Source organism: Francisella sp. 19S2-4 (assembly GCF_036281795.1).
Taxonomy (GTDB): Bacteria; Pseudomonadota; Gammaproteobacteria; order Francisellales; family Francisellaceae; genus Francisella.
This window is the reverse complement of the sequence record NZ_JAWUZH010000004.1, coordinates 76,814-85,199: the sequence shown is the minus strand read 5'-3', so window position 1 is coordinate 85,199 and position 8,386 is coordinate 76,814. Positions and strand designations below refer to the sequence as shown.

Below are 8,386 nucleotides of genomic sequence, written 5' to 3'. Positions count from 1 at the left end.
TTTAAGGCTAAGTTTTTACTAAAAATAGCAAAAATATTCCTATTCATAGAAATTGAAAGATTTATTCAACAGTCTTTCTAATTCAGCAGTTAAATATAGATTTCTATTCTGAAAGGATAAATATAGATACTGTAAATGCTCTACTTTCTATCATAACGAAAAGTATGCTTGCTGTTATTGTTTTTACAGTAGGTGCAATAGTCACAGCATATAATTCAGCAAGTAGTTCAGGAACACCTAGAATTCTTGCAATACTATTTAGAGATCGAGCTTCTAATAAAGCAACATCAAGTTTTATTGGAGCTTTTATCTATGGTGTGATTGCGACTATTGCAATAAAGTCAGGAGTTTTTGATAACACGGGTGTCTTTTTAATCTTTATTCTAACTATTTTTGTATTTGCATGGGTTATTTTTACATTTATAGTATGGATAGATAGTATAGCTAAATTAGGCCAGGTAAGAACTTTATTAACAAAAACTGAAGATCAAGCTCTAATTACTGTAGAAAAATATATAAAAAATCGATATCAAGGTTGTAATAAATTAATAGAAGATAAAATTCCTAAGAAATATATACCTATTCTTGCAAGTGATTATGGGTTTCTTAATGATATTTCTTTTGAGAGCTTAAATGAATTTTGTAAAAACTTAGATGCAAAAATTTATATAGTAAAATATAAGGGTGAGCATTTAGCAAGTTCAGAAGTAGTAGCTTATATTAAGTGCTCAGAGACTTTAACTAAAGATAAACTAGCTGAATTATCTTCTAATTTTATAATTACGAATGAAAAAAGCTTTAATGAAGATCCAATTTTTGGTATTGAAACTCTTAGTGAAATAGCTGCAAAGGCACTGAGTCCTGCAACAAATGATCCTACTACAGCTATAAATGTTATTGATACGATAAATAGATGTTTAAACTGTCTTTTTGATTCAAATACTGCGAATGAACAACAGGTAATATATGAAAACTTATATACTAAAGATATAACCATAGATAGATTTATTAGAAGTGGTTTTGAATATATAAGAATATATGGTAGTAGTAATTTACTAGTAGCAAAGCGTATACAAAAAAGCTTACTACATATTTGTAAACAAAGTAGTGATGAAAATTCCAAAGTTATAGCTAGTTATATGGAAAATTGTTATAAGCAAGCTAATTCAGAGTTAAAATATACTTTTGAAAAAGTAGAGCTTCAAGAGTTTATAAAAAGCGTAAAGTCTCAGTAAATAAACTATTAGAGCTATAAAAAGATAAGTTATTTTTGTTAAAAAAAATCAATAATGATAATATTAATTATAATTTTTTAAATTTGTATAGAAGAGAACTGTATGTATTTAGCAGGTATAGAAGCAGGTGGCACAAAGTTTTTTACAACAATTGGAGATATTGATGGTAATGTTATAGAGCGCCATCGTACAGATACTACAACTCCTGAGCAAACAATGACGGAAGTTTTGGAAATCTTAAAAGGGTATCAAAGTAAATATGATATACATGCTATTGGTATTGGATGTTTTGGACCAATTGATATTAACCCTAAATCTAAGACTTATGGTCATATTACAAATACACCTAAAGTTGCTTGGCAACAGTTTGATATAGTTAGCGCTATTAAGACAGTTTACTCAGGGCCTATAGGATTTAATACTGACGTAAATGCCGCTGCAATTTGTGAACATATCTGGGGCTGTGGTAAAGACTTAGATAATCTTTTATATTTGACAGTAGGCACTGGTGTTGGTGGCGGCATAATATGTAATAATCAATTAGTTCAAGGAGCAATGCATCCTGAAATTGGCCACTTATTTATACCACAAAATATTAATGACAACTATGAGGGATGCTGTCCTTTTCATGGAAATTGTGTTGAGGGTTTAGCATCAGGTACTGCACTAAATAAGAGATGGCAGGTTAGTTCAGCTGGTAAGCTTTCTGATGATCATATAGCATGGCAGTTTGAAGCAGAATACTTAGCAAAAGCATTAGTAAATTACATATGTGCTTTTTCCCCAGATAAGATAATTTTGGGAGGAGGAGTTATGCATAAAACTATTCTTTTTGATATGATTCGTGAAAATGTGGCGAAATATTTGAATGGATATCTTGATTACCCAGCATTAAAAGATATGTCAAATTTTATTGTTCCTGCATCATTTGGAGATAATACTGGAGTTAAGGGATCATTAGCCTTAGCTTTAGAAACATTTAATAACTTTAAATAATAAATTACTCTTATATTATTATACTTTTGCTGTTAAAATTTTGGTTAAGTTAATTTTTAGCCAAGAAACATTGATAAAAAGAATCCTTTCTAATCAAATATTATCAAAATCACTACAGACAATGGTAGTGCAAGCTTTAGGGCAAGCTTGTGCATTTATTACAGCTATATTATTAGCTAGGCATTTGAGCATTAGTGATTATGGTTACTATATCTTTGGAGTTACGGTTGCTACAATTTTAGCGGTGATTGCTACAATGGGAGCAGGAGGAATATTAGCTAGAACTTGGGGTAAGTCAGATTTTTCAGGATATGAGAGAAATAAAGAGACTTTTTTAGTACATAATTGGTACTTTAAGAGAGGTTTTTTATTTGTAATATTGATGATAGCTATTATTATTTTCTATAACTACTCTGAAAAAAATGATAATTATATAGAAAACTTTGCATTATTATTTGCAGTACCATTTTTCATGGCAAATATATTCCAATCTTTTTTTGTAGCTAAAAGAGTTGTTGTTATTGCTAATCTGATCCAGCTAGGATTAAGATTCATTATGTTATTTTTAACAATAGTATTTATATCATTGTATATAACAAATACAGCGATGCTTGTTGGTTTTATGATGATATTTATGACAATGTATATAACGACTATTTGGCTTGTACAAACATCAAAGTATACATTTGAAAGTTCGAAACCTTTGGGAAGCAATTTATCATTTGCATTGATGCAATGGGGATTATTATTATTATCACAAATTGATATTATAATTCTTAAAGGCTTATCTACATCATCTAATGTGGCTTTATATGGTGTTGCTTTGCAATTAGGAGCTTTAGTTAGCTTTGTTTTAAATGCTGTTAATTCAAATGTTTTGTCTCAAATTGCGGATGACTATAAAAATTGCTCTAGAGAGCAGTTCCAGTTAAAAATAACTTCATATACTCGAATTATATTTATATTGTCTATATTCGCTATAGTTGGTCTTGTAGTGTGTGGTTATCCAATAACTTTACTTTATGGAAATGAGTATGTAGTTTCATATTTTATATTCTGTATCTTGATGGTGGGACAAATTGTAAATGTTCTTTCTGGATGTGTTGCGACAATACTTAATATGGCAGGTTTTGAAAAAACAACATGTTTTGCTTTTTATATAGCTCTAGTATTAAATATTATTTTAGGGGTTATTTTTACTATGAATTGGGGAGTTTATGGGCTTGCTATAGCTTCTAGTTTATCAATGGTATATTGGAATATTCACCTTCTATATAAAGTGGTAACTAAAATTAAGATTAATCCTACAATTTTTATATTTAGATAAGAATTATTCAACTGGATTGCTAGTGTCTTGTGCAGCATTATTTAATTTTTGAGAAATATCATTTACAGCTGAATTAACTGTATCTTTAGCTTTAGCTACATTTTCATTTTTTATATTAGAAATTAAAATTAATCCTCCTACTAAACATAATAAAATAATAAGAGGTATGTTTAATTTTCCAAATATTTTTTTTAAATGTTTTTTCATAATACATACCCATTTATTCTAATATCTTAAAATTAAAATGGAGCTGGTTTAGATTTATTCTGATCACTTCCTTCTTCAAAACCTTCTTTAAAATCTTTAACTTTATTTTTGGTTTCTTTAGTTGTTTCATTTATGGATTTTTCTGCTTGATTTGCTTTATTAGTAATAGAGTTTTTAGCATCATCAGAGCTATTAACGATAGAGTCTGATGTTTGGACAAAATAATGCTTTATATTATCAGAAACTTGACCCATATAAGCTGAGGATTGATAAGCTTTATTTTTTATTACTTCTTTTGCATTATTGGCGTTATTAGCTATATTGTTAAACATTTTAGCAGAACTATCTTTGGTTGTTTTAGCCATTGATTTAACTGAATTTGAAGCTTTTTTATAATACTTGTGCATGGTGCTTCGAGTATCATTAACTGTACTACCTAATTTTTCTCCAGCGCTATAGGATGAATTATCCTGTAATTGTTCTGAAGATATATTATTTTGTGCAGCATTTGCTATTAGTGGTAGCGATATAATAGCTAAAGATATTGCTTTGATATATGTTTTTTTCATTTTGATCTCCTATAAAAAGGTCAATTAATTCATCCCATGAGCTGCTTGTACAGCACTGATAGTATCTTGACCATGTACTTGATTATTAACTTTGTTAAGCTGAGCCTTTGCATCTTCTGCTTGTATATCGTCAGCTATTTGACTTACTTGAGTCTGCTTAGTAGCAGGTGCAGGTAATGAATTACCTGTGTAAATTTTTTGCGTGTATCCATTTGATATAAAAGGAAAACTTATTAGTCCTGTGAATACTATTGCTAGATATTTTTTTTTCATTTTAACCCCACTTACTTTTAATCTCTCCAATATGAAAATTAACATAAAATTCATAAATTTGCTATATTTAAAGATGGTTATATGGGCCAATAGCATAAAGTTTATTTATTGATTATGTTATAATTCTCAAAGTTAAAATTTTAAGTAGATTTCTCTAAATGCTTTCAGATGCTTCTAAAGAAGATAAAAAATCAGCTAGGGCGTGGCTTAAAGAAGCTGCTATACCAGCTAAAAGATGGATTAAGTTAACAGTATTAATAGCTTTTTTAAGTGGTATGTTATTAATTTGGCAGTTATATTTATTAGCACATATCTCATATGATGCATATATACAAAAATTAACGCTAAGACAATTAAGTGGTTATTTTACTGCTATAGTTATAATTGTTATTATCAGAGCAGGATTAAGCTGGACTAGAGAAATAGTTAGCTATAAGGCAGCAGTTATTGTTAAAAAACAAATTAGAGAAGATATTATTGTACATATAAACAAACTTGGTCCAATACAGCTTAGTAAAACTTCAAATGCTAATATAATAAGTAGTGCTATGGAGCAAGTAGAGGGTTTAACAGGATTTTTAACTAAATTTTTACCTCAAATAACTCTTTCAGGACTTATGCCATTAGCTATATTGATATTCATATTTCCCCAAAGTATAGTTTGTGGGATCCTTCTGTTAATATGTGCGCCTTTGATACCTCTTTTTATGATTATTGTAGGCTTAGGTGCAGAGTCTGAAAATCAGAAGCACTTTAAAACTCTTTCTCGAATGAGTATGACTTTTTTAGATACTTTAAAAGGACTTACTACATTAAAGCTTTTTAATAAAAGTAGATCTTATAATCAAAAAATTTATGAGGCATCGGATAATTATAGAGTTAGAACTATGAAAGTTCTAAAAATAGCTTTTTTATCATCAGCAGTTTTAGAATTATTTGCAGCAGCATCAATTGCTTTGGTAGCTATATATCTAGGTATGGGATTTATAAATGCTGGAGCAGATAACAATATATGGTGGGCATTACATAACTTGACTCTTCAAGGAGCATTGTTTGTATTATTATTAGCTCCAGAGTTTTTTATGCCATTGCGAGAGTTAAGCACTCATTATCATGCTAAAGCTGAGGCTGTTGGCGCAGCTTTAGAAATAGCTAAAATATTTGAAATGCAACCTTGTTCAGATAATAGGAATACTATTTTTAATGATAAAGTTGATAGTATTCTTTTGGAGAATTTAACTGTCAAATATGATGATAAAGTAGCTATTGATAATCTTTCACTTAAGATAAATAGCGGCGAGAAGATTGCTGTTGTTGGAGCTAGTGGTGCAGGTAAAACTACTTTGATAAACACTTTACTTAGCTTTATAGAGTATCACGGTAATATTTTGATTAATAGTGATATAGAACTAAATAAAATAGAAGAAAAATCATGGTTAAAAAATATTTCTTGGCTTGGGCAGAACGCTTCTTTATTTAAAGGCTCAATCAAAGATAATTTATTACTGGCAAACTCAAATGCAACAGAAGATGATATTAATAAGGTAGTAAAAGATACAGATTTAGAAGATTTTATAAATTCTCTAAATGATGGACTTTTAACACAGATAGGTGAGCAAAACCTTGGAATATCAGGAGGTCAAGCTCAAAGGCTTGCTTTAGCAAGAGCTTATTTAAAGCCTCATGATATTTTAATTTTAGATGAACCTACAGCCAGTTTAGATAAGACTAGTGAAGAAAAAATTATCAATTCATTAATACAAAACTGGCAAGATAAAACTGTAATTATGTTAACGCATAAATTAAGTTTCTTAGAGTGTGTTGATAAAATAGTGGTTTTAAATGATGGCAAAATATCTGAAGTAGGTACTTTTGATGAATTGATTAGCGATAAAAATAGTGACTTTTATCACTTCTATAAAAATGAGGTGACAGCATGAGAAGTTTAATTCCTTTTATAAAATTATTTAGAAGCCAAACTCAATGGATGCTATTAGGTACTCTATTAGCATGGTCTGCGATACTAATGGGTATTGGACTTATGTCTTTATCAGGTTGGTTTATTTCCTATACTGGATATTTAGCTACAACAACATATGCTATTGCAACATCATTTAACTATTTTTATCCAGCTGCGGGTGTACGTTCTTTCTCTTTAGGAAGGATTGTTAGTAGATATGGCGAGAGGGTTTTAACTCATGAAGCTACTTTTAGAATTTTGACAGATGTTCGAGTTTGGTTTTATGAAAAGTTAGAGCCTTTAGCGCCATCACATTTACATAAATATAAAAGTGGAGATTTACTTACAAGGTTAGTTAATGATATAGCAGCTTTAGATAACTTATATGTGCGCATTTTATCTCCAACAATAGTATTTATACTAGCATCAGTCACTATAGCATTATTATTTTGCTTTTTTAGTTTTGCTTTAGCATTGTTAACTTTAATAGCATTATTATTTATAGGCTTTGTGATACCTTTATTTAGTAGCGTTCTTGCTATGAAGAAGTCATATAATCTTAATAATACTAGTGCAGAATTAAAAACAGATATTACAGAACATGTGAATTCTCTTGCAGAATTAAAAATATTTGATTTAGATGGAAAACACTTCGAAAAAATAAGACAACAAAACTCAAACTTACTTAAGCAAGAAGAAAAAATTAGTATTATAAGTGGGCTTGGTAGTGCGTTAATGACTTTAGCACTTGGTCTAACAATTGTGATGGTGACTATATTTGCTGTTAAATTAACTCAAAATGGAAATATTAATGGTGCTTTTATAGCTTTGATATTTCTTGCTATTATGGCTGCTTTTGAATCTATTATGCCATTACCTTTAGCATATCAATATTTAGGAAAAACAATATCTGCGTCTAAGAGAATTTTAAATATTACTGATGCAAAGCCTGATGTTGAATTTTCAGATACTCAGGTAAATGTTAATCAATTTAATGTTGAATTTAAAAATGTTTGTTTTGGTTATACTTCTGAGCAATCGATATTAAAAGATTTTTCTCTAGAAATTATGGAAAATCAAAGAATAGCTCTTTTTGCGCCTACTGGTAGAGGTAAATCAACTATTATTAGTCTATTGGCAAGATTTTGGGATATCAATAGTGGTGAGATTCTTATTGGAAATAGAAATATCAAAGAATTTAGCGAAGATCAATTACGAAATTTAATGACTATTATAAACCAGTCGCCACATATCTTTAATACAACAATTAGAGAAAACTTATTACTTGCAAAATCTGATGCAACAGATGAGGAGCTTATTAATACCTTAGAAAAAGTTCAATTAAAAACATATCTAGAGTCGCTACCAAGAGGTTTAGATACTTGGACAGGTGAGTTAGGTAAACACCTTTCTGGAGGGCAGCAAAAACGTCTTGCTCTTGCTAGAGCTTTTTTGCAGGATAAGCCTATTTTGATTTTAGATGAGCCAACAGAAGGTCTTGATAAAGAAACTGAAAAATTAGTATTTAAAAATTTACAAGAGCTTATGAATAATAAGACAGTTATTTTTATTACACATAATGCTAAGCTTTTAGATAGCTTTGATAGAGTTATAAAGTTTTAAGCTGTAAAAACTTGTATTTTGGTTAAACGAAATATACAATATTGCAATTTTTTTCGAGATTATCTTTTTTTCAAAATTAGGTTGATTATCATACAGAAATTGTCGCGGGATATCTATACTATTTTTCTTTTTGAAAAAACTTTATGGTTCATGGTTTTTTAGTTTAATAAACTGAACATGAAAAAACTTTGTTTTA

At 29.3% G+C, this 8,386-nt stretch carries 8 protein-coding genes; 5 read left to right on the top strand and 3 right to left on the bottom strand.

Going from position 1 to position 8,386, the window contains the following annotated elements; all coding sequences use genetic code 11:
- Positions 1–59 precede the first annotated feature (59 nt).
- The 3 genes from R8535_RS01870 to R8535_RS01860 all read left to right on the top strand — a co-directional run bounded on the left by R8535_RS01870 (position 60) and on the right by R8535_RS01860 (position 3,558).
- The gene (locus R8535_RS01870) at positions 60–1,235 is read left to right on the top strand and encodes a DUF2254 domain-containing protein (RefSeq protein ID WP_329496001.1); all 1,176 of its coding nucleotides are present in this window, start codon (positions 60–62) and stop codon (positions 1,233–1,235) included.
- Between the two features lie 102 nt (positions 1,236–1,337).
- The gene (locus tag R8535_RS01865) at positions 1,338–2,231 is read left to right on the top strand and encodes an ROK family protein (RefSeq protein ID WP_329495991.1); all 894 of its coding nucleotides are present in this window, start codon (positions 1,338–1,340) and stop codon (positions 2,229–2,231) included.
- A 70-nt stretch (positions 2,232–2,301) separates the two neighbouring features.
- Positions 2,302–3,558, top strand: coding sequence for a lipopolysaccharide biosynthesis protein (locus R8535_RS01860; protein WP_329495999.1), 1,257 nt, complete (start codon positions 2,302–2,304; stop codon positions 3,556–3,558).
- A gap of 3 nt (positions 3,559–3,561) precedes the next feature.
- Here R8535_RS01860 and R8535_RS01855 read toward each other — a convergent pair whose 3' ends face one another.
- Genes R8535_RS01855 through R8535_RS01845 form a run of 3 tightly spaced genes read right to left on the bottom strand, consistent with a single transcriptional unit; the run spans position 3,562 to position 4,607 of the window.
- Positions 3,562–3,765 carry a hypothetical protein gene (locus tag R8535_RS01855; RefSeq protein WP_329495989.1) on the bottom strand — a complete coding sequence of 68 codons (204 nt, stop codon included), beginning with the start codon at positions 3,763–3,765 and terminating at the stop codon, positions 3,562–3,564.
- Between the two features lie 32 nt (positions 3,766–3,797).
- Positions 3,798–4,334, bottom strand: a complete 537-nt coding sequence (locus R8535_RS01850) for a hypothetical protein (protein WP_329495988.1) — start codon at positions 4,332–4,334, stop codon at positions 3,798–3,800.
- 24 nt (positions 4,335–4,358) lie between these two features.
- A complete protein-coding gene (locus R8535_RS01845) occupies positions 4,359–4,607 on the bottom strand; it encodes a hypothetical protein (protein ID WP_329495986.1) in 249 nt (82 codons plus the stop codon).
- A 158-nt stretch (positions 4,608–4,765) separates the two neighbouring features.
- On the opposite strand from R8535_RS01845, the gene cydD reads away from it, so the two are divergent.
- Both cydD and cydC read left to right on the top strand, forming a co-directional pair.
- Positions 4,766–6,547 (top strand): heme ABC transporter permease/ATP-binding protein CydD, encoded by a 1,782-nt coding sequence (gene cydD / locus R8535_RS01840; RefSeq protein WP_329495984.1) that lies wholly within the window; start codon positions 4,766–4,768, stop codon positions 6,545–6,547.
- On the top strand, positions 6,544–8,190 hold the full coding sequence (cydC, locus tag R8535_RS01835; RefSeq protein ID WP_329495983.1) for a heme ABC transporter ATP-binding protein/permease CydC: 1,647 nt from the start codon (positions 6,544–6,546) through the stop codon (positions 8,188–8,190). The genes cydD and cydC overlap by 4 nt, the downstream gene beginning before the upstream one ends.
- The last annotated feature ends 196 nt before the right edge of the window (positions 8,191–8,386 follow it).